Here is a 20,485-nt window from a genome sequence, read left to right as displayed (position 1 = left end):
TTAACTGTTTTGCAAAATACGCTGAAGTCCATAAAAGGCATTTATCCGTTAAAGGAAGTGCACCTTAATCTGCTGCTGAAAAAATTAAAAGAAGCGGAATTCCCTAAAGGCCATCAGATTATCAGGTCTGGAAAGGTAGAACGCTCTTTATATTTCATAGAAAGAGGTGTTGCACGTGCATATGTGGATGGTAAAGACAACCGGATTACCTTCTGGTTCGGTATGGAGGGTGATATTATTCTTTCCTACCACAGCTATATTAACAATACCCCTGGTTATGAAAGTATAGAGCTGCTGGAAAACTCTACGCTCTATGAATTGAGGACTGAAGCACTGGAAGCGCTATATAATACGCATATAGAACTGGCCAACTGGGGCAGAAAACTTGCAGAACTCATCTTGATTAAAACTGAAGAATCTTATATTGGCCGCCTGTTTAAACCTGCTAAAGAGCGGTATATTGATCTGCTGCAAACAGAACCACTATTGATTCAGCGGATTCCTTTAGGCCATATTGCCTCTTATCTTGGTGTTACACAGGTTACTTTGAGCAGGATCAGGGCAGAGATCAAATAATTTCATTTTTTAACATTTGTAAAAAGCCACGTTAGTTGCGGACCGTACTTTTGTATCAAATTATTAAATTATGAACTGGATCATTTTGATTATTGCGGGCTTATTTGAGGTTGGATTTACGACCAGTCTAAAGCTTTCCAATAACTTCTCTAACCTTAAATGGAGTATCGCATTCTTTGCCTGTATTACCTTAAGTTTCTTCTTTTTAAATAAAGCAACCCAAACTTTACCAATGGGAACCGCTTATGCCGTATGGACCGGTATTGGTGCTGTTGGAACAGTTATCGTGGGTATTCTATATTTTGACGAACCAGCGAACTTCTGGAGAATATTTTTTATTGCCACTTTAATTGGCTCAATCCTGGGTTTAAAGTTCTTTGCAGGAAGTGCACATTAAAATATTATTGCATAACAAAAGAGGGGACCTATAACAGGTTCCCTCTTTTTTTATATCCTCCATAGCGGAGAAATGAAAATTATTTAATCGTCACCGGTACTTCAACTGAAGTCTTGTCCCACCCGATGATCAGATTTGCGCCTGAAGCATTCGGTGTAAAAGTAATCGCTAAAGCTTCCACAACTGTAGTTAAAGGTTTAACAGGTACAGTTACTCTGACTACATCCTTGGTTTCATCATAAGTATATGCTCCCCAGCGATCAGTTTGTTTATTGATAATCACTACCCATTTATCTTGTTCAGGAATAGCGAATAAGCTATAAGCACCTGCAGGAATTTGTTTTCCGCCAATAACTACTGGTTTGAAAAATCTGATTTCAGTGCTTTCATTAGCCCCTAATCTCCATACTTGTCCAAAAGGTTCCTGTTTACCAAAGATTTCACGTCCTTTCACAGAAGGTCTTGAATAAATAACCTTGATCAGCGGAGCAGCATCTTCTCCTTTTTTAACCTTAGTTGTATTTAAAGGGAAGTAAGCAATATCTGCCGGGCTGGTATCCAACCCCGGGAACTTAACTTCTTGCGCATTTACTGTAAAAGCAAATAATGCCATTACAATCAACAGATTGAACTTCTTCATTTTATAAATTTAGTTTATAAACTTGTCTGAGAGACGGGTGTGAACTAGTATTTACGTCCTTTTACAACTGATCCAAGGAAAACTGCTCCCATAATCAATCCTAATACGCCACCAAATAGTGACCAAAGGAAACTACCTGAAATTACTGCTGCAGTAGCAATACCACATACCAGGCCTAAAACTGAATAAACCCAATCAAAACTTTTGTTATTTTCTTCTTTAATCATCATTAAAATATTGATGATCCAAAGGTATTGATTTATTTCAAATAAGAAAGAATTCAGCGCTTTATCCAAAAAGAAGCATGGATTATATTGTCAGAAATATGTAAATTGTGATTAGAATCACTATTCTTATAATAATTCAATCAATCGATTGATTAATTTTGTTCCATCAAATCAGAAATGGAAAAGCCAGACAAAAGAACGAGCATATTAATAGCTGCTCAAAAATTGTTTTCTGAGTTGGGGTATGAAGGGACTTCAACCCGCCAGATTGCAAAAGAATCAGGGGCAAATATGTCCATGATCAATTATTACTTCGGATCGAAAGAAGGTGTCTTTCTCGAAGTAATCAATGACAGAATTAAAGGGTTCAAAGCCCAGTTAGTGAGCATTGATGAAGACAGCATCATCCCGCTGGAGAAATTAATGAAAGTAATTGAAGGATATGCCCATAGGATCCTTTCCGATATTCCATTTCACAAAATGATGTACAGAGAAATCTCCTTAGCCCAACGTCCCGAAATGTGTCTTAAATTAAGAGACGCAATGTCAGGAAATATGCAGGTGATTGAAAACATCATTAACAATGGAGTTGCTGACGGATCATTCAAGCAAGTAGATACCCGGATGCTCATGGCATCAATTATGGGTACCATCACCAGTGTAGCCACCATGCCGAGTAAAATCACACATGGCTCTACCCTGGACATTACCATCCCAAAAGACAAAGAAATTTTAACCGACCGCCTAATCGCACATCTGCAAGATTTGGTCACCACCTATTTAACACCCCAGAAATGATACACCAAACAATTAAAATGAGTTGCTTCGCTCTCCTGCTGCCAGGCATGCTCTATGCACAGAACTTGAAAAAACTGACGCTGCAGGAGGCGATTCAGTTAGGGATAGAAAACAGCAAGAACCTGAAGCTTTCTCAGAATAAAATTGAAGAAGCAATGGCCAAACTGGAAGTCACGAAAGATAACTCCCTTCCTACAGCTAAAGCAAGTGTGCTGTATAATCACGCAGAAATCCCTGCTAATCAATTGGTTTTAGACGGCGGCAGCCCGATATTCCTTCCTAAACGCGCTGATGCCTTTGTAGGAACAGCCTCAGTACAACAACTGGTTTATGGCGGTGGTAAGATGAGATATGCCAGAGAGAGTACTAAATTATTAGCTGATGTTGCCCGCCTGGATGCAGATAAAAACCAGGAAGAAGTAACTTATGCAGTGATCGATACTTATTACTCCTTATATAAGGTAGCGCAAAGTAAAAAGGTTGTCGCACAAAACTTAGCTTCTATTGCAAGTCAGCTGAAACAATCACAACGCTTTTTTGAACAAGGGATCGTGACTAAAAACGATGTACTTAGATTCCAGTTGCAACAGGCAAATATTACCTTGACAGACCTGGATATTGAAAGCAATCGCAAAATTATCAATTATAACCTTGACATCCTTTTAGGCTTGCCAGAGGATACTGAAATTGACATTACAGATCCCTCAACTGGTCAAAAAGATGCAGCTCCTTTGAACGCTTACATTGATCAGGCATTAGCTTACCGTCAGGAATTAAGAGAGCTGGACTTACAAAATAAAGTTGCTGAGATTGATATTAAATCAGTTAAAGCAAATGCGAGTCCTACATTTGGTATTGGTGCAGACGTTTACTACATCAATCCTAACGGAACTTTTTTACCAAAGTCACATGATTATATTATGCCAATGACTGCCAGTGCTACTCTTTCGTGGAACATCGGCACACTTTGGACAAATAAGCATAAGATAACAGAAGCAAGAGTTCAGCAAAGAAGTATTGTTATTCAGAAAGATATTCAATCTGATAATGTAAAAACTGAGATCAACAGAAACTACCAGACTTACCAGGTTGCTAAAAACAAAATCAAAGTACTGGAAACTTCGATCGATCAGGCGACTGAGAACGACAGGTTACTGGAATCGAAATACAAAAACAACGTCGCCTCTGCGATAGACAGAATTGATGCTGAAACCCTGCTATACCAGGCGAAGATCAATTTAGAGCTTGCAAAAGCTGATGCAGGCCTTGCCTACTATACTTTATTAAAATCAACAGGAAAAATTTCTCAATAATATTATAATCCATCTAGTAATGACTACAGAATCAACAACAGAAGCGACAATTGAACCTAAAAAGAAAAGTAAAGTTGTCCCTATAATATTAGCTGTGCTAATCGTTATAGGCGCCGTATTTGGCGTGAAAGAATATATGTACTACAGTAAACACGTAGATACCGATGATGCGCAGATTGATGGCGATATCAGCCCGGTAGTGGCACGTGTTGGAGGGTATGTAAACGAAATCAAATTTGAAGAAAACACTAAAGTTACTGAAGGCCAGGTATTGGTTTCCTTAGACGACAGGGACTACAAAGTGAAATTGGAACAAGCAATGGCAGGACAGAAAGGTGCTGATGCTGGTGTTGGTGTTTCACAATCTGAAATTATTGCTACTTCAGCAAATACAGGAACAGCTAAAGCCAATATCGAATCTGCTAAAGTAAAATTATGGCAGGCACAAAAAGATTTTGACCGTTATGCTAACCTGATTAAAGACGGATCGATCACGCAGCAGCAATTCGACCAGGCTAAAGCAACAAGAGACGTTGCACAGGCTACTTATAACGCTGCAAAGGATCAATATACAGTTGCCCTTAAACAAATCGGTACTACAAAATCTCAGCTTGCAGTAAGCAGTAACGGTGTATCTCAACGTCAGTCGGATGTTGACTTTGCAAAGTTACAGTTGTCATATACGGAGATCAAAGCACCTGCAACAGGGATTGTTTCTAAGAAAAGTATTCAAAAAGGTCAGTTAATTCAGGCAGGACAGTCTTTATTCTCTATTGTGAATGAAAACAGCCTGTATGTAACTGCCAACTTTAAAGAAACACAATTGGAAGAAATCCGTGCTGGTTTGAAAGTGGAAGTGGAAGTTGACGCTTTCCCTGATCAGAAAATACCAGGTGAAGTTTATAACTTTTCTCCTGTAACCGGAGCTAAGGGCTCTCTTCTTCCTCCAGACAATGCAACAGGTAACTTCGTGAAGGTTGTTCAACGTGTACCTGTTAAAATTAAACTTAAGGCCTCAAAAGAAATGCTGGAAAAATTACGTCCAGGTATGAGTGTTAAAGTTTCTGTAACTACAAAAGACTAGAAAAATGGCCGAGTATGGTTTTAAAAAATGGATAATCACGTTTACTGTGATCACAGCTTCGCTACTGGAGCTGATTGATACCACTATTGTAAACGTGGCTTTACCACAGATTCAGGGTAACCTGGGCGCGACTCTCGAGGATGTCGCCTGGTTATCAACCGGATATGCCGTTGCGAATGTAATTGTCCTGCCCATGTCGGGCTGGCTGGGCAGTCGTTTCGGGCGTAAAAATTATTTTCTAACTTCCATCATTGTCTTTACGATAGCCTCATTTTTGTGCGGTAATGCAACTTCACTGGAAGAACTTATTTTATTCCGTATCCTTCAGGGGATTGCCGGAGGGGGATTAATCTCTACTTCACAGTCCATCCTGATAGAAACCTGGCCGCGTGAAGATATAGGTATAGCCACCGCACTCTTTGGATTAGGGGCAGTAGTAGGCCCGACTGTGGGCCCGACTATCGGGGGTTATATTCTGGACATCAGTTCATGGCCATGGATCTTTTACGTGAATATTCCCGTCGGGATTCTCGCCGCGTATTGTACGATAACCTTTATAAAGGCCACTCCGAAGGATGGGCAGGGGCTACCTGTCGACTGGTGGGGTATCGCATTACTGGCTATCGCAGTTGGTAGTTTACAAACAGTACTGGAAAAAGGAGAAAGTGAAGACTGGTTTGCAACACCTTATATTATCGCACTATCCATAGCTTCAGTAATCGGATTACTACTTTTTATATGGCGCGAAATGTCTACAGACCACCCGATTGTAAACTTCAAGATTATGCGGCACCGAAGTTTCTCTATTGGTATGGTGACCTCCTTTATTTTGGGTTTCGGATTATACGGATCTGTATTCGTCTTCCCGGTTTTCTGCCAGAATCTATTAGGTTTCTCTCCGTTACAAACAGGAGAATTGCTTTTCCCAGGTGGGATCTGTACGATTCTGATGATGCCATTTATTGGTATATTCCTTAAAAAAGGAATCCCTGCGCAATTTATGGCTACAATCGGGATGTTCTTATTCTTCGTTTTTTGTAATATGCTGAGTAAATCAACGCTTTCCTCGGGAACGAGTGATTTCTTCCTGCCACTGGTGATCAGAGGTATCGGAATGGCTTTATTATTTGTTCCGTTAACTACGCTGGCTATTCAGGACCTTAAAGGTGCAGAAATTGGTCAGGGTTCAGGGTTAAACAACATGATGAGACAACTGGGCGGATCATTTGGTATCGCAGCTTTAACAACTTTGATCCATACCCGCCAGGGATTTCACAGAAGTTCACTGCTTGCCAATGTCAACGATTATAATCCGGCATTTACAGACAGAATGAATGCTTTTATTCATAATTTCATGTCTAAAGGCTACAGTATGTTTGATGCTAAAATAATGGCGCTCAAAGCAATAGATGGCACGGTAACCAAACAAGCGCTATTACTGACTTACAGTGATGCTTACTGGTTGGTAGGATTAGTTCTATTATGTTCTATACCACTGCTTTATTTGCAGAAATTCAAGAAAAATGTCAACATCCCTGTTGACGTTCACTAAAATAAAAACAGGCTGTCTTTTTGGGACAGCCTGTTTCATTTTACAAAAAAATACAATGTCGCTACACACAACGAATGCTTATACTTTTAAAAGAGTTAAAAAACCTTAATGAAAGCAATTTATAGTATTTGTAATTAAAAAGCAAACAAAATTTATTAACATTATTCTATAGATCTTCCCGTCATTATTTTGTAGCTTAAGCTCCCAAAAAGAACCCTTTTGTTATGACGCAGAAACTAAGAGTTACAGGGCCAAGAGAATCCATTTTTAACAACGAAGTTGTCTCCAGATTCGAACTTTACAACAGCCTGTTTCTAACCCTCCCATTTTATAAAATCAAGGATACCGGCACATTGCTGCCCCTTTTTATTAAACACTGTGAAGATGGTGTCAAGAATCTCAAGACTCCTGCTGAAATTATTAAGAGCTTTTTTGAGCGGTACACCCAAACCACAGATGCTAAGGATATTATAGATTTACTGTTCCGTTTTATTCAATATATTGAACGTCAGGTTGTATTATTTGACGCTGTTGAGGATGCTTCCTTTACCAAATTAAATACAACTGAAGACCATAGCTCACTCCGGTCTATGTTGAAAAAAAGTGAATTCAATGCAGAGCTACATGATAAAATAGCCAAACTAATTGAAGATTTCTCCCTGCGTCTTGTGCTTACCGCGCATCCAACGCAGTTCTATCCGGGTAGTGTACTCTCTATCATCAACGACCTCACTACGGCAATTAAGATCAATGATATTGTAACCATTAACCAGTTATTACAGCAATTAGGTAAAACTCCGTTTTTCAATAAAAAATCTCCAACACCGGTTGATGAAGCCTTAAGCTTAACCTGGTATCTGGAGAATGTTTTTTACTTCGCCGCAGCCAATATCCAATCAGAAATAGACAGCAGTCTGGAGGAATTTAATATCCCTTCAAAAAAAGCAATAGAACTTGGCTTCTGGCCAGGCGGAGATCGTGACGGTAACCCGAATGTGCACGCACAGGATACCATACAGGTTTCAAAGATGCTGCGTCAGATCCTTTTCCGCTGTTACTACAGAGATTTCAGAAAACTGAAACGCAGAATTACTTTCAGAGGTGTGGAAGAAACTGTTTACAAAGTGCAGGATGTACTCTATAAAAATGCCTTTGACACGAATATCGAGCCTACAAACATTTCAGACTTCCTGGTGGAGAACCTGAATCAGATTAAAGATACCCTGATCGAATTTCACGATGGTTTATTTGCGGATCTTGTGGACGATCTGCTACGTAAAGTTGAGCTCTTCGGCAGTCACTTTGCCTCTCTGGATATTAGACAGGATAGCAGAGTATTGCGTGATGTTCATGCTTATTGCAGACAATTCAAGCCCATTATTTCTCTTTTCCCGGAAAACTTTGATGAATTAGGGGAAGAAGAAAAAATACAGTTGCTTTCTTTCAAAACCGCAAAAGTAAATTATTCTGGTGATGCAGATTCTCTGACTACTGATACCCTGCAAACCATTGCTGAGATCAGACAAATTCAGCAGCAGAATGGAGAACTCGCCTGCCACCGTTATATTATCAGCAATTGTCAGCAGGCCAGCGATGTCCTTCAGCTGATGGAACTATTTTTATGGAACGGGTGGGATGAAAAAGAACTGACTATAGATTTTGTGCCGCTGTTTGAAACGGTAAGTGACCTGGAAGGTGCTTCACAGATTATGGAACGCTTATACACGCACCCATTTTACAAAAAACACCTGGAAAGCCGAGGGAACAAACAAGACATTATGCTTGGTTTCTCCGATAGTACTAAAGATGGTGGTTATTTAATGGCCAACTGGTCTATTTTTAACGCTAAGGTAGCCTTAACTGCTACTTCGGTAGCCCATAACATACAGCTGGCCTTTTTTGACGGCCGCGGAGGCCCGCCATCAAGAGGCGGAGGTAAAACTCACCGCTTTTATGCTTCTATGGGAAAAGAGATTGCCAATAAAAATATACAACTGACTATCCAGGGACAGACGATCAGTTCACAATATGGTTCTATTGATAGTGCAGAGTTTAATATCGAGCAATTAATCAACGCAGGTATTTCTTCAGGCCTGAAAGAGAAACACAATATATTACTGGATTCCCCACATAAAGACATCTTAAACGTGATGGCTAAGGATAGTTTTGATGCTTTCGTAGCTTTGCGTAAACACCCTTTGTTTTTAAATTACCTGGAACGTTTTTCTCCTTTAAGCTTACTGTCTAAAATTACGATCAGCAGCAGGCCTGTTAAAAGAAGTTCAGGAGAAAAATTACGTTTAGAAGATCTCAGAGCAATTAGTTTCGTAACTGCCTGGGGACAGCTAAAACAGAATATCCCTGGTTTTTATGGTATAGGTACTGCTTTAAAAAATCAGGAAGCTTCAGGAAACTGGGATAAGATCTGTAAAACTTACCAGGAATCTGGTTATTTCAAAACCATCATAGACAACGGAATGATGTCTATGAGCAAAACAGACTTCTCTATCACTGCGCATTTTGCCAAGGATCCTGAATTCGGTGATTTCTGGAAAATGCTTCGTGATGAATATGAACGTTCTAAAGAAATGCTTTTAAAATTAGCTGGCCATAAGACCCTGATGGAGAACTACCCGGTAGAGAAAAGATCTATTGCAGTCAGAGAGAAGATCGTGCTTCCTTTGGTATTGATCCAGCATTTTGCTTTAGAGAACTTACAGCATGAGCTGACTGATGAACAACAGCAATCTTATGAGAAACTAGCGATCAGAACCGTTTACGGAATTGTAAATGCGGGCAGAAACTCTGCATAAACAGGTTTTATAATTAAAAGGCGGCTTTCCAATAGGAAAGCCGCCTTTTTTATAGCTATTAATCTTCAACTGTTTTTTGTTCTTCCACCTCAATTACCGGGGGAATCAGCTCGTAAATAATCGGCGTAACGATCCTTGATAATAAAGTCGAACTGATTAGTCCGCCTATTAAAACAATAGCTAAAGGTGCAATCAACGGGTTAGTTGAAATTGCAATCGGTATTAATCCACCAATAGCGGTCAGCGAAGTCAATACGATAGGTAAAAACCGGACCTCTCCGGCTTCCCGGATTGCCTCTTGTAAACCTTTACCCTGTTTTCTGAGCTGATTGGTAAAATCTACAAGCAAAATAGTGTTTTTCACCTCTATCCCTGCCAATGCAATCAGACCAATAATCGCTACGAAAGAAAGTGAGTTCCCGGTTACCCATAAAGCTACCGCAGCACCCACGACTCCTAAAGGAATAACAGACAACACAATCAACGTGCTTTTAAATGTCTTGAACAACAGGATCAGCACCGCGATAAATAAGAATACAGTAACCAGAATGATGTTCAGAAATCCACCAAAGGAATTGTTTCTGGATTCTACTTCTCCCCCCATTTCATAACTATAACCTGCTGGCAGATGGACCTTATCCATTTTAAGGATCACGTCATCAATCACCCTGTTCACCAAAAACCCATCGCGGACATTGGCTTGTACAGAGACTACACGTTTCTTTTCCTGGTGATTAATCACGGCCTGTGAAGCTTCCAGCTTCAAATCTGCCACCTGGTTCATCGGTAAAGCATTCCCTTTTGCGTTGTCAACATACAAGTTCCGGAAAGCATCCATTCCAGGTCTGCCTTCTTTGGTGCGGGTCAGCAATACGCCGTAGCCGTTTTTATTATCATTATTATAAAACGTCCCCATATTTAATCCGGTGACTGCCAATCTTGCCGTCTGGTCAATATTTATAGTAGAAACACCTAATAATTGTGCCTTTTCCTTATTTACGACCACGCGGATGTCACTTTTCAATAAGCTCACAGGATTTCGGACATACATCGTACCCGGTGATTCCTTTAATAGCTTTTCTACGCGGATAGAAAGTAAACGTAACGTATCCAGGTTATCTCCGAAAAGACGAATCTCAACCGGCGCAATTACAGGCGGCCCCTGCTCAAAATTCTTAACTTCTACCTTTGCACCCGGATAATGAGCCCAACGCTTCTGTAGCTTCTGAATCAGCTTTAATTTGGCATCAGGAGAAGTATCCTCATCCAGTTGTACAAATAATTGTGCAAAATCACTTCGGTCATTCTCTGGTATAATATTATAATAGATCCGCGGATTACCCTTTCCTACATTCGAAGAGTAATATTTCACCTCAGTCTCTTTCTTTAATTCTTTTTCAATAGCCTTTGCTACCCCATCAGTATAAGACAGGTTAGATTGATTTGGAGTGGTAATATTCACCAGGAACTGCGGCTTTTCTGACGCAGGAAACAAACTAAACCCAATCACCTTGAAAAGAAATACAGAGGTTACAAAAAGCACTACTGCAATCGAAATGGTTAACAATGGTCTTTGCAGCGCTTTATCCAATAAACGAGCATAACTCCCGTGAATTATCCTTTTCAGCCCACGCATCAGCATATTTCCTTCTGGATTCCCCACATGGGTTTTTAGTAATCTGCTGGATAAGAAAGGGATAATCGTTAAGGAAACCAGCATAGATGCCAGTACCGAAAAAATAACTGCCAGTGGTAATGATCTGATAAAATCGCCCGAACCTTCCGGCAAAAATACCAGCGGCATAAAAGCAATAATCAAAGTAATGGTACAGCCTACTACAGCCATTCCAATTTGTTTAGTCGCTTTTAAGGTGGCATCCAAACGGCTGTGCCCTTCGAGCATCCACCTTTCAATATTCTCCACCACCACAATACTATCGTCCACGAGCAGTCCTAATGCAACCACCAAACCGACAATACTCAGCTGGTTCAGGTTGAAACCAAACAGTTGTAGTAAAACAATACCGATAGCCAGCGAAAGTGGTATGGAAATCATTACAATAATAGCCGGACGCATTCCTAATGGCAGTAAAGTTACCGCAACCAATAAGATGGCAATTATAAAGTCATGCCCCAAACCAGATAACCTTCTGTTTACATTATCAGCCTGGTCAAAGTTCTGCACCAGATCAATATTAGCAGGTAATGTCTTTTTAAAATTAGCCAGCACCGGCTGATAGGTCTTCTGCGTTTTACTGATATTCTCGCCTTCTTTCTGAGCCGCAGTGATAAATATACTCCGGTGTCCGTTTAAACGGGTAATATGCTTATCTTCTTCATATCCGTAATAAACCCGGGCAATATTCTTTAGGACAATGTTTTTCCCTCCTGCTGCATAAACAATCGTATTCTGAACAGCATCCAAGGTTCTGTACTCATTGGTTACAATGTTAAAAGTCTGATGAGCGGCATCAATACTTCCACCCGGGATACTCGCCATTTCACTCTGAAGGCTATTTTTAACGGCGCTGACCGGAAGGTTCATCTGCGCCATTTTCTCCAGATCAAGCTCTATCCGGACCTGCTGTCTTGGCAAACCAAAAATGGAGACTTTTTTCAATGCAGCTACCTTTTCCAGTTCATCCTGAAGTTTCTCTGCATAATACTGCATCTTGCTGCGGGGTGCATTTTCTGAAACCAGTGCAATTTGCAAGACATTAACATCTGAAGGTTGCTGCTTCTGCACCTCTATGCTATAAATATCGGCAGGCAATTCACTCCTTTTGCTGTTGACCTCTCTTACAATTTCCTGATATTTCCCCTCAACACTGCTGCTGTACTTATATTCTACCCGCAAAACAGCCACTCCATTAGAGATACTGGTTCGGATTCTTTTAATGTCATCTAACCCGGAAATAGTCTTTTCCAGCGGAGTAACCACCCGGTCTTCTATATCCCTTGGGCTGGTGCCCGGATAAACAATAATGACAGAGAAAGCTGGTGCGTGCATTTCCGGATCTTCCGATCTGGGCATACTGAACATGGTGGTAATCCCCAATACAATGATCATCAGGAAAATCACCAGCGTAAACTGGCTGTTTTTTACAGCGTAATCTGATATTTTCATTGCGCTGTTTTTAAGGGTGAATGAACACTGATCTTACTGTTATCTGTCAGATAAGCTGAACCCGAAATAATTAATGCTGTCGCATTCTCCAGTCCCTCACTGATCGTTACCGTATTTTTTTCAATTCCCGCAACCGTCACCTTCACTTTATGCGCGGTCTTGTTGTCATTGGTGATAAATACATAACCGATGCTTCCGTCGCCATCTAATAAAGCTTCGTATGGTATTTGCCAGTTTCCCTTATGCTCCACCTGCTTTGAAGGACTTAGCGTTGCTTTTCCAAACATGCCGGCGGCAATGGCCTTTGGTGCCTGTCCGGTTAACCTGATATAAGCTGTAAACGTTCCTGTAGCTGCATCAACTCCCTCAGATTTACGGCTCACTACCCCGTCCAAAACCTTTCCAGGCATAGCAGTGGTTTCTATTTTCGCCGGATCATTTATCTTCAGAATTGCCCATTCCCTGTCACTGATCCCTACTTTGAGTTCCCACTTCCCGGCTTGTGCCCCGTTAGTTTGCAATACAGCAGTTCCGGAAGAAATCTGCTGACCTGCATCAGCCAGTTTTTTTAGGATAAACCCATTTTCAGGTGCATGTATTTCAGAATATTTCCGGTTAAACGCCACCTGATTAAGTTGTTGCTGAGAAACCTGAAGTGAAGTTTTGCTGTTTTGCAATTGTTCTAAAGTGGCCACGCTGTCAGCATACAGGTTTTTTGTCCGCTGATAATCACGCTTCGCCTTTTCATAACCCAGTTGAGCCTGCTGTACTTGTGCATTGATCTCTGTCAGGTTCAACGTGGCAAGCAACTGTCCCTTTTTAACTGCATCTCCTTCTTTTACCAGCAGGCTGTTTATAATTCCACCTGTCTTAAAAGAGAGCATGACTTCATCATTCGTTGTAAATTGTCCGGATACCGGGATCGCAGCATTACTGCTTTCCAGGTTAAGTTTCATAATCTGAACCGGGATCGTATCGTTTCCCATTGCCGTGCTGGCAACTGGAGTTGAAGTATTGCAAGCGTAAAAGAATGGTACTCCCAGCAATAGCGCAGCATAATGAATAGCTTTCATTTTGTTTATATTTTAATATTAATTATTCAATGGATAAGTAGCCTGGTCACGTTCGAGTTCGGCAAGCGTGATTTGTAAATCGGCCTGTGTATCGGCCATTCTCAGTTTTGCACTGGTTAACTGGTCTTGTGCGTCAATCAGCTCCAGGTATAATAACTGCCCTGCACGGTATGCTTTGAGCTGATCTCTATAGTATTTGCCAGCAAATGATAATCCTGAAATTGCACTTGTACAGGCAGCCTTTGCAGCGCGGTAATTGTTATAAGATTGGGCGAGTTGTAATTTAAATGCTTGTTCTGTTTCATCAATTTTTGCTGTATTTGACTTGATGTTTGATTGGGCCTGCGCTGCACGGAACTTATTTTTACCTCCTGTAAAAATGTCCCATTGCAGATTGACTCCCCACAGATAATACCTGGTTTTATCATTGACTTTAAAATCCATCCCCTGAGAGCCCAGATCGACAAATGTGCTCAACTTAGGGATCAGGTTAGACCGTTGTAATTTATAATCCAGGTTATTCGCCTCTTTTAAGCTACTTAATTGTTTTAATTCTTCCCGCCCGCTAATACCAGTTGTGGTATCCGGCACAGACAATACATTAGCAATAGCGATGCTGTCTATCAGAATAGACTCCTTTAAAGGACGGTTCAATAAGAAATTAAAATAGGCACTGGCATTGTCTACAGTGCGCTGTGCATTAATGAGTGCGGCATTGGTTTTTTCCTGCTCCGTCTGTGCCCGCAATAAAGCAGTTCCATTTCTAACGCCATTCTTCAATAAGCTCGTGTTGACGCGAATATTTTCATCGATAAGCAGTAATGCACTCCGGTAAGTTTCTACACCTTGTAAGGCCTGAAAATAGTGGTAATAAGCAGTTTTAATGTCTTTGACCAACGCTCTTTTATAAACGTTCACTGCGGCCTGCTGACTGCTGATCAATTGTTGTTTAATCAGTTTATTATAACGGATCTCTGCATTGATCAGCGGGAGTGATGTCCTGATTTTAACGTCATAAAAATTATCCGGGTTCAATAAAAACGATTGATTCGCTACCTGCGGATATTTAGAAGAAGAGGTCAATTGATTAAGTGCGCTGTAAATAGGATTGACCAGGTCGCCAACCGGCACATCTATCGTCCTGCCCCCCGCAGATTTCGTGTAACTGCCCAGCATGCTCACTGTAGGCAAACACATTGCTTTTGCTTCCTTCAGCGCAAACAAAGATTTTTCCAAATCAAAGTTTTGTTGCTTTAAGCCCTGGTTCTGTCCAAAAGCCAATGAAATATAATCATCCAGTTGCCGGCTCTGTTGTTGCGCCATGGCTGGTTTCCCGAAAATAAGCAACCATCCAGTGAGGAGAACAGACGCTTTAATAAATGATGTATACATAATAAACAGTGTTTAGTAATAGGTCAAAAAAAAGGCCTAAGCCCTTATGGAAATTAAATATTCTTCTATCGCTTTATGCAAAATTTCAGGAATTGAGGCCTCTTCAGGAATCATCACTTTTAAACGACAACGGAGATTTAAAGAAACCAGGCCATGTGCCATGGACCAGATTTGCAATGCCGCCTGGTTTGCATTTTTAAAAATTAACAGGTCTGCCAGGATACATTCCTCAATTAAACTGATTAAGTAATTAAAAGTAGCATCACCGTTATGGCCGTGAGTTGTTTCATCCACATTTGTTGGTGCCCTGATGATAAACATGAGATCGTATAATTCCGGATTCGCCAGACCAAAAGAAACATAGGTTTTACCCAGTTGTTCCAGTTTTTCCAGCGGATCAGTACTGGTCACATTTTGCTTGAATGCTTCTAATAACTTTAGGTAAGCTTGTCCCTGAACCTCAAAAAGCAACTCATCTTTATCTTTATAATACAAGTAAATAGTGCCGGGGCTGTATTCAATAGCGTCGGCGATATTACGGATAGAGGTTTTCGCATAGCCATCCTCCAGGAACATTTTCATGGCCGCAGTGGTGATCATCGTTTTCATCTCTTCCCTTTCCCGCTCTTTTCTCTCTGATATACCCATATCCTTAAATTATACTGTACAAATGTACTGAACAGTGTTCAGTAAATCCAAATATATTCTTGTTTTTTTTCAAAAACAGCCGTATATAATAAAAGGAGGCTCTTTTCAGACACCTCCTTCTCAATAAATTAGTTAAATCTAGTAAAGGATTTTACCAGCAGAAGTAACAATTGAAGCTATACGGATCGCATCAAATACACGTTCTTCAGTAGCTCCTAAAGCCAAAATAGATTCTTCATGTGCATTTACACACATTTCACAACCATTTACAGCTGAAACTGCTAAACTCATTAACTCAAAAAATTCTTTACCAGTTACCGGGTTGCCCATTAACTGCATTCTTACACGTGCAGGCATGCGGGTATACTTTTCTTTTGCCGTAAAGTGACGGAAACGATATAGTACATTGTTTAAAGCCAGTAAAGAGGCACAACCAGCTGCTTCAGCAATTTCTTCTGCTGTTGCTTCTTTTTGCTGGGCATGTTTCTCGAAGAAATCTGTTAAGACTTTGTTGTTGTTATTGATCGCAATACTTAAACCCAGTAAAGCACATTCTTTTTCAGTGATATGCGCTGAAGTCAGGGTGCTGCTGAAGTTTAATTTTAAATCACGTACATATCTTGAATTACCTTTTTCAAGTAAATGGATACTTTCATTTCTATAACCTTCGTTTAAACCTACAATGGCTAATAATTCTTCTATGGTTTCAGTACTTTCACTCATTTTTTTATGATTTTATGAATCTGCCTTTCTTACAAAAAAGCAGATTCTATGGGTATAAAAAACCCCTGCAAAACGCATTTACAGGGGTTTTTATGAATTAAACCCTGTTTAAAAATAAACAGGAATTTCGAAGTCTAAACTGTTAAAGTTGCTTCACCTTTTTCCCAGTTACAAGGACAAAGTTCGTCAGTTTGTAAAGCATCAAGTACTCTTAATACTTCTTTTACGTTACGTCCAACACTTAAGTCATTTGCACTAGCCCAACGGATAATTCCTTGTGGATCAATGATGAAAGTTGCACGGTAAGCGATTTTTTCTGTTGGCTCTAAGATATCAAGCGCTTCAGCTAATGATTTAGAAGTATCAGCAAGCATTGGGAATTTTAAACCACGTAAATCATCGTGGTTATGTCTCCATGCTAAATGTACGTTTTCTGAATCTGTAGAAGCACCGATTAAAGTAGTGTCACGGTCACGGAATTCACCGAAATTAGCGTTGAATTCAGCGATTTCAGTTGGACAAACAAAAGTAAAATCTTTTGGCCACCAGAACATACAAGTCCATTGGTTGTTCTCATTTACTAAAGTTTCAGAAGTTAATGTTTCAAACTCTTTTCCTTTTTCTATACTAACTACAGCTGGTTTTGAATAAGCTGGAAATTGTTCACCTATATTAATCATAATGTTCTTTTTTTCGTTGTGCAAAAATACATCAATATTGCCTCTTTATCAACCCTATTGAAAAGATAACAGATACTTAATATTGATGCCCCTATAGACAAAAGCTATACGCACAGCCTGAAGAATTAACATTCCTCTATTTTAATTCTTTAATGTCCTTTCAAATAGTTTAAAGATCCTTTTATACTCATCCGTCCAACTCGAAGGTTGCACAAACCCATGGTCTTCGACAGGATAAACAGCCAGTTCCCAGTTGTTTTTACCCAATTCTATGAAGCGCTGACTCAAACGCACTATATCCTGGAACTGAACATTCTCATCCACCATCCCATGACACATCAGTAAATCTCCTTTTAAGCCTGAGGCAAAATAGATTGGAGAGCTGCGTCTGTAAGCCAGCGAATCATTAGCCGGTTCGTTCAGAATATTGGAAGTATAGCCATGGTTATAATGCGCCCAGTCCGTTACCGACCGCAGCGCTGCACCAGAGGCGAAAACACCAGGTTCATTAAACAAGGCCATCAAAGTAATGAACCCACCATAAGAGCCTCCATAAATCCCTACATGCTGCGGATCCACCTGGTACTTCTCTACCAGCATTTTTACGCCGTCTACCTGATCAGTTAAATCTTTGCCACCCATATGGCGGTAAATGCCTGTACGGTGGCTTCTGCCATATCCGGAACTCGCTGTATAATCAATATCAATTACCGTATAGCCGTTATCTGCCAGTAGGTTATGGAACATATATTCTCTGGAATACTGGCTCCACCAGTAATGTACATTCTGCAAATAGCCTGCACCATGTACAAATACAACCGCAGGATGGTTCGCAGCAGGTTTTAAAGCAGGGTAAATCCTGGCATATACATCATCACCATACCTGTTTTTAAAAGATACCAGATCCGGCTCCCTCCATGGATAGGCCTTAAACTCCGTAGAAGAAGATGCTGTGACCCTGATTGCTTTTGCACCCGGCTTATTTGCCTGAATATAAAGCTCCCAGGGCTTGTTCATATAAGAATAATTGATGGCCAGCCACTGCTCATCGGGAGATAAAGTAACTTCATTCCCCCCTTTCATACTGGTAATTTTAATGGGCGTTCCACCATCCACACTCACTTTATAAAAATGCGTAATGCCCGGATGCTCTATATTTCCAGTGAAATAAAATGTTTGTTTGTCTTTGGATAAAGAAAGGTTTTTTACTTCCCATTTTCCACTGGTCAGCTGGCGCTTAACTCCTGTAGAAACATCAGCTATGTATACATGCGCGTAGCCGCTTGCTTCACTCTGAAAATAAATATGCTGATTATCTGTCCATCCCAGGTTATCTGAATTGATACCAGGGCCGCCAATCCAGGCTTCATCGCGTTGCCTGTCTAAAAGTGTCAGACTACCTGTAGCCGCGTCTAATTTTAAGATCCAGCGATCCTTATTATCTTGTGATTCTGCTGTTAACACAGCAATTGTACCCGCAGTGTTCCATACTGGTGCAGATAGATTTACTTTCCTGTCCTCATTTTTCTTAACCGCAGCTTCCATTTGCTTCGGATAGTCTTTCAGATAGTCTGGAAGCTCTTTAATTCCCGGGATATGAGTTAGCTGAATTTTATAAACAGTATCCCGCTGCTGGTCATAGATAAAATTCTCATAAGCCGGTAAGGGTTCTCCTACTTTAGTTCTGCCCTGAATATCTTCAGTATAGCCGGAAGCAGTTACAAAATTCGGGACAATTGTTTCTTTACCTTCCGGAGCCGGAATTTTCAACCTGTAATTGATATAACGGCCATCCGGACTGATCACTAAATTACTCAGCTGCTGATTGCCCAGTTCAATCGCTCTTAAAGGCTTATCGTCACCACTCAGGCTTTTCTTTTTAGCTAATCTGAAAGCTTCCTGCTTTTTCTTGCTTTTAAGCACCTCAAAGAGCCCATCCTGTTCGGTTTTTAACCAGCTGTCCTGCGTATTCTGAACTACAGGAATCTTTTTTCCGGAAACAAAATTGGTCAGTTGTTTTAATTCTGAAGTACCCAGGTTAAGTGCATATAAGTTATTTCCTTTTTGAAAAGCAATCGTTCCATCGTTTAAAAAAACAGCGTTGCGCTCCGCTTCCAAAGTATTTGTTAATCTGCGTAGCTGCTTCGTTTTAAAAGCGTACAAGAATAAATCACCAGATTTTTCAACAAGTCCTAAACTACGGTCTTTGTTATAAATATAATCTCCTATGCTTTGCTGACCGGCTAGTTTGTCTGTTGTTTTTACAGGTTTTCCAGTAGAAATATCCACTTTATAAGACTCGCTATTGTCTTTATTTTCAGGATTCCACTTGAAATAAATTGTTTTGCTATCACCCGACCAATGGTAATCAGACGGGGAAACACCCAGCCATTTCTGGTCGCGCATGATACTTTCTACAGTCAAAACAGGTCTTTCCTGAGCCTGTGCGATGCTGGAACCCAATAAAAATAAGAGGCAGAATTTCTTCATTAATTTAAACTTAGACCGCAATTTATGAAAAAATTAAGCCTCGGCTCCTGCTGAAAAAGAAGGTTTTACAAATGTTACAGGGGCTTAATTAATTTCGAAGGATCTAGCCAATCCGGACAGAAGTCATGGTTAAAGAACCACCAACAGCCTTATCATTGAAAACAGTAACCTCTTCTTTGTCATTTTGCAAGCCCAATGTATATAACAATGGTAAATAATGTTCTGGTGTTGGAATGGCCAGCATAGCCGCTTTGCCAAGACTTTGATAAGCCATTAACGGCTGATGTTCTTTGTTCATAATCAATGATTTAAACTGCTCATTGATTTCCAGTGCCCAGTCATATCCACCGCCGCCAATCATTTCCCAGCTCATCATCCTCAGGTTATGGACCATATTACCACTGCCCAAAATCAGTATTCCCTTTCTGCGGAGCTGATAAAGTTCAGCTGCCATTTCATAATGTGCCCTTGGGTCTTTTGTATAATCTATACTCAATTGCAATACAGGAATATCAGCCTTTGGAAACATATGCTGCAGCACCGTCCATGCGCCATGATCCAGCCCCCAGTCGTGATCTAAAACAACATTAGTACTGGTAATCAGCTTTGCGGTTTCTGCGGCCAGTAAAGGATTGCCCTGTGCAGGATATTCTACATCAAATAAAGCCTGCGGAAATCCGCCAAAGTCATGGATTGTTTTTGGAAAGTTCATTGCAGTAACGGCAGTACCCCTGGTAAACCAGTGTGCAGAAACGACAATAACAGCTTTAGGAATGGGCATAGTACGCCCTATATCGGCCCATTTTTGACTAAATTCATTGTCTTCGATCCCATTCATCGGGGAACCATGACCAATAAACAATACAGGCATCAGTTCTTCCTGAATAGGAAGATTTCCCGTTAAATTTTTAAGCTCTGATAAGTTTGCCATAATTTCTTTAGCTAAAAAAGG

The 20,485-nt window shown here is 40.5% G+C and carries 17 protein-coding genes; 7 read left to right on the top strand and 10 right to left on the bottom strand.

All coding sequences use genetic code 11. The features are described from left to right. The first annotated feature begins 9 nt into the window (after window positions 1-9). Together LY11_RS06010 and LY11_RS06005 are read left to right on the top strand one after the other, a co-directional pair. Entirely contained in the window at window positions 10-576 is a 567-nt protein-coding gene (locus LY11_RS06010; RefSeq protein ID WP_111632821.1) for a Crp/Fnr family transcriptional regulator, read from the top strand. A 70-nt stretch (window positions 577-646) separates the two neighbouring features. Further along, a complete protein-coding gene (locus tag LY11_RS06005; RefSeq protein WP_068404797.1) occupies window positions 647-973 on the top strand; it encodes a DMT family transporter in 327 nt (108 codons plus the stop codon). A 79-nt stretch (window positions 974-1,052) separates the two neighbouring features. On the opposite strand, the gene LY11_RS06000 is transcribed toward LY11_RS06005, so the two are convergent. Next, window positions 1,053-1,613: a DUF2911 domain-containing protein gene (locus tag LY11_RS06000; protein ID WP_111632820.1), complete on the bottom strand. Its 561-nt coding sequence runs from the start codon at window positions 1,611-1,613 to the stop codon at window positions 1,053-1,055. A gap of 44 nt (window positions 1,614-1,657) precedes the next feature. After that, window positions 1,658-1,843 carry a hypothetical protein gene (locus LY11_RS05995; RefSeq protein WP_245952621.1) on the bottom strand — a complete coding sequence of 62 codons (186 nt, stop codon included), beginning with the start codon at window positions 1,841-1,843 and terminating at the stop codon, window positions 1,658-1,660. A 174-nt stretch (window positions 1,844-2,017) separates the two neighbouring features. Here LY11_RS05995 and LY11_RS05990 point away from each other — a divergent pair, with 174 nt between their 5' ends. The 5 genes from LY11_RS05990 (at window position 2,018) to LY11_RS05970 (ending at window position 9,400) form a co-directional block, all read left to right on the top strand. Next, window positions 2,018-2,638 carry a TetR/AcrR family transcriptional regulator gene (locus LY11_RS05990; protein WP_111632819.1) on the top strand — a complete coding sequence of 207 codons (621 nt, stop codon included), beginning with the start codon at window positions 2,018-2,020 and terminating at the stop codon, window positions 2,636-2,638. Next, window positions 2,635-3,951: a TolC family protein gene (locus LY11_RS05985; protein WP_111632818.1), complete on the top strand. Its 1,317-nt coding sequence runs from the start codon at window positions 2,635-2,637 to the stop codon at window positions 3,949-3,951. The genes LY11_RS05990 and LY11_RS05985 overlap by 4 nt, the downstream gene beginning before the upstream one ends. Before the next feature lie 19 nt (window positions 3,952-3,970). Continuing rightward, the gene (locus tag LY11_RS05980; RefSeq protein WP_111632817.1) at window positions 3,971-5,035 is read left to right on the top strand and encodes an HlyD family secretion protein; all 1,065 of its coding nucleotides are present in this window, start codon (window positions 3,971-3,973) and stop codon (window positions 5,033-5,035) included. A gap of 4 nt (window positions 5,036-5,039) precedes the next feature. Continuing rightward, on the top strand, window positions 5,040-6,587 hold the full coding sequence (locus tag LY11_RS05975; RefSeq protein WP_111632816.1) for a DHA2 family efflux MFS transporter permease subunit: 1,548 nt from the start codon (window positions 5,040-5,042) through the stop codon (window positions 6,585-6,587). A 224-nt stretch (window positions 6,588-6,811) separates the two neighbouring features. Further along, complete coding sequence (locus tag LY11_RS05970; RefSeq protein WP_111632815.1) at window positions 6,812-9,400, top strand: phosphoenolpyruvate carboxylase; 2,589 nt, start codon at window positions 6,812-6,814, stop codon at window positions 9,398-9,400. 58 nt (window positions 9,401-9,458) lie between these two features. Here the strand turns inward: LY11_RS05970 and LY11_RS05965 are convergent, their stop codons facing one another. The 8 genes from LY11_RS05965 to ygiD form a co-directional block, all read right to left on the bottom strand. Further along, a complete protein-coding gene (locus LY11_RS05965) occupies window positions 9,459-12,527 on the bottom strand; it encodes an efflux RND transporter permease subunit (RefSeq protein WP_111632814.1) in 3,069 nt (1,022 codons plus the stop codon). Further along, window positions 12,524-13,600, bottom strand: a complete 1,077-nt coding sequence (locus LY11_RS05960; RefSeq protein ID WP_111632813.1) for an efflux RND transporter periplasmic adaptor subunit — start codon at window positions 13,598-13,600, stop codon at window positions 12,524-12,526. The genes LY11_RS05965 and LY11_RS05960 overlap by 4 nt, the downstream gene beginning before the upstream one ends. Before the next feature lie 18 nt (window positions 13,601-13,618). Beyond that, window positions 13,619-14,992 carry a TolC family protein gene (locus LY11_RS05955; RefSeq protein ID WP_111632812.1) on the bottom strand — a complete coding sequence of 458 codons (1,374 nt, stop codon included), beginning with the start codon at window positions 14,990-14,992 and terminating at the stop codon, window positions 13,619-13,621. Window positions 14,993-15,028: 36 nt separating this feature from the next. After that, a complete protein-coding gene (locus LY11_RS05950) occupies window positions 15,029-15,640 on the bottom strand; it encodes a TetR/AcrR family transcriptional regulator (protein ID WP_111632811.1) in 612 nt (203 codons plus the stop codon). A 138-nt stretch (window positions 15,641-15,778) separates the two neighbouring features. Continuing rightward, a complete protein-coding gene (locus LY11_RS05945; protein WP_111632810.1) occupies window positions 15,779-16,363 on the bottom strand; it encodes a carboxymuconolactone decarboxylase family protein in 585 nt (194 codons plus the stop codon). Between the two features lie 134 nt (window positions 16,364-16,497). Beyond that, window positions 16,498-17,043: a peroxiredoxin gene (locus LY11_RS05940; protein WP_068404771.1), complete on the bottom strand. Its 546-nt coding sequence runs from the start codon at window positions 17,041-17,043 to the stop codon at window positions 16,498-16,500. A gap of 141 nt (window positions 17,044-17,184) precedes the next feature. Further along, window positions 17,185-19,533 (bottom strand): S9 family peptidase, encoded by a 2,349-nt coding sequence (locus LY11_RS05935; protein ID WP_111632809.1) that lies wholly within the window; start codon window positions 19,531-19,533, stop codon window positions 17,185-17,187. 103 nt (window positions 19,534-19,636) lie between these two features. After that, window positions 19,637-20,464: a 4,5-DOPA-extradiol-dioxygenase gene (gene ygiD / locus LY11_RS05930; protein ID WP_111632808.1), complete on the bottom strand. Its 828-nt coding sequence runs from the start codon at window positions 20,462-20,464 to the stop codon at window positions 19,637-19,639. Window positions 20,465-20,485 lie beyond the last annotated feature (21 nt).

This window comes from Pedobacter cryoconitis, from assembly GCF_003259615.1.
Taxonomy (GTDB): domain Bacteria; phylum Bacteroidota; class Bacteroidia; order Sphingobacteriales; family Sphingobacteriaceae; genus Pedobacter; species Pedobacter cryoconitis.
This window is presented reverse-complemented; position numbering and strand designations above follow the sequence as displayed.

Coding starts and splice junctions, on each gene's coding strand:
- LY11_RS06005 (WP_068404797.1), top strand. CDS start 647: ATGAACTGGATCATTTTGATTATTGCGGGCTTATTTGAGGTTGGATTT.
- LY11_RS06000 (WP_111632820.1), bottom strand. CDS start 1,613: ATGAAGAAGTTCAATCTGTTGATTGTAATGGCATTATTTGCTTTTACA.
- LY11_RS05995 (WP_245952621.1), bottom strand. CDS start 1,843: ATGATGATTAAAGAAGAAAATAACAAAAGTTTTGATTGGGTTTATTCA.
- LY11_RS05990 (WP_111632819.1), top strand. CDS start 2,018: ATGGAAAAGCCAGACAAAAGAACGAGCATATTAATAGCTGCTCAAAAA.
- LY11_RS05985 (WP_111632818.1), top strand. CDS start 2,635: ATGATACACCAAACAATTAAAATGAGTTGCTTCGCTCTCCTGCTGCCA.
- LY11_RS05980 (WP_111632817.1), top strand. CDS start 3,971: ATGACTACAGAATCAACAACAGAAGCGACAATTGAACCTAAAAAGAAA.
- LY11_RS05975 (WP_111632816.1), top strand. CDS start 5,040: ATGGCCGAGTATGGTTTTAAAAAATGGATAATCACGTTTACTGTGATC.
- LY11_RS05970 (WP_111632815.1), top strand. CDS start 6,812: ATGACGCAGAAACTAAGAGTTACAGGGCCAAGAGAATCCATTTTTAAC.
- LY11_RS05965 (WP_111632814.1), bottom strand. CDS start 12,527: ATGAAAATATCAGATTACGCTGTAAAAAACAGCCAGTTTACGCTGGTG.
- LY11_RS05960 (WP_111632813.1), bottom strand. CDS start 13,600: ATGAAAGCTATTCATTATGCTGCGCTATTGCTGGGAGTACCATTCTTT.
- LY11_RS05955 (WP_111632812.1), bottom strand. CDS start 14,992: ATGTATACATCATTTATTAAAGCGTCTGTTCTCCTCACTGGATGGTTG.
- LY11_RS05950 (WP_111632811.1), bottom strand. CDS start 15,640: ATGGGTATATCAGAGAGAAAAGAGCGGGAAAGGGAAGAGATGAAAACG.
- LY11_RS05945 (WP_111632810.1), bottom strand. CDS start 16,363: ATGAGTGAAAGTACTGAAACCATAGAAGAATTATTAGCCATTGTAGGT.
- LY11_RS05940 (WP_068404771.1), bottom strand. CDS start 17,043: ATGATTAATATAGGTGAACAATTTCCAGCTTATTCAAAACCAGCTGTA.
- LY11_RS05935 (WP_111632809.1), bottom strand. CDS start 19,533: ATGAAGAAATTCTGCCTCTTATTTTTATTGGGTTCCAGCATCGCACAG.
- ygiD (WP_111632808.1), bottom strand. CDS start 20,464: ATGGCAAACTTATCAGAGCTTAAAAATTTAACGGGAAATCTTCCTATT.